This window comes from Amycolatopsis sp. SID8362 (genome assembly GCF_010550475.1).
In the GTDB taxonomy this organism is placed as follows: Bacteria; Actinomycetota; Actinomycetes; order Mycobacteriales; family Pseudonocardiaceae; genus Amycolatopsis; species Amycolatopsis eburnea.
The window spans coordinates 1-914 of sequence record NZ_JAAGNB010001137.1; the positions used below are offsets into that span (position 1 = coordinate 1).

General features: G+C 72.3%; 1 protein-coding gene. It reads right to left on the reverse strand.

The genetic code is table 11. From position 1 onward, the window contains the following. On the reverse strand, positions 1-628 hold a 628-nt coding region (locus G3I65_RS35385), incomplete at its 3' end, for a sorbosone dehydrogenase family protein (RefSeq protein WP_160699954.1). Positions 629-914: the final 286 nt, after the last annotated feature.

Here is a 914-nt window from a genome sequence, read left to right on the forward strand (position 1 = left end):
CCTGGCCGTAGTCGGCGAAGTTGAAGCTGGCGCCGTCGCCGCCGCCCGCGTACAGGGCGCCGTCCGGGCCGAAGGCCAGCGCGCCGATCGAATGGCTCGGGTACTGCTGGCACCAGCCGGTGACCAGCGGTTTCTCGCTGACCGCCGTCCCGTCCGGGCCCATGGTCAGCTGCGAGACGCGGCCGGTGACGACGCAGCCCTTGTCGGTCGCGCCCGGCGGCGTGGGGCAGGTGTCGCCCCAGCGCGGCGCGGTGCCGCCCGGCTCGGCGTCGAGCGTGTAGGAGACGTAGACGTACGGCCGGGCGGGGAACGCGGGGTCGACCGCGAGCCCGAGCAGGCCCCGGTCCCAGAAGTCCTGGGTCGGGGTGCGGAGGTCGGCGAACACCGTCGCGGTCGGGTCGGCGAGCGAGTCGAAGACCTTGACCAGGCCGCTCTTCTCGGCGATGAAGACCCGGCCGTCGGGCGCGAACGCCGCGGCCGTCGGCGAGCTCAGCCCGCCGATGGCGACGGTGTCGGTGAACCCGGCGGGCACGGCGGCCGCCGGTGGCGCGGTGGCCACGGCGAGGCCGATGGCGAGCGGTGCGACGACGCCCAATGCCAAGGCATGTCTTGATCTTCGATAGCCCATCACGAACTCCAGGTGCGGTGGGGACCGGACAAGTGCGAACGCTGTCCCGTATGGCGTGTGGAGTCCGAAAGTTGTTACACCGCTGACAGAAGTGTCCCTGAATCGCGCAAACCCCTTGCGGGTGAATAACTCACTGGCGCGGGCGGGCCAGCCATTCGGCCAGCAAGGCGCGTTCGGCGTCGGTGAGCGGGGCGGCGGGTGCGGCGTCCGGCTCGGGGGCGTCGGTCAGGATCCGGTGGGCGACCGCTTCCCACATGGCGTCGGCGAGACCGGGGTCGCGGCTCTC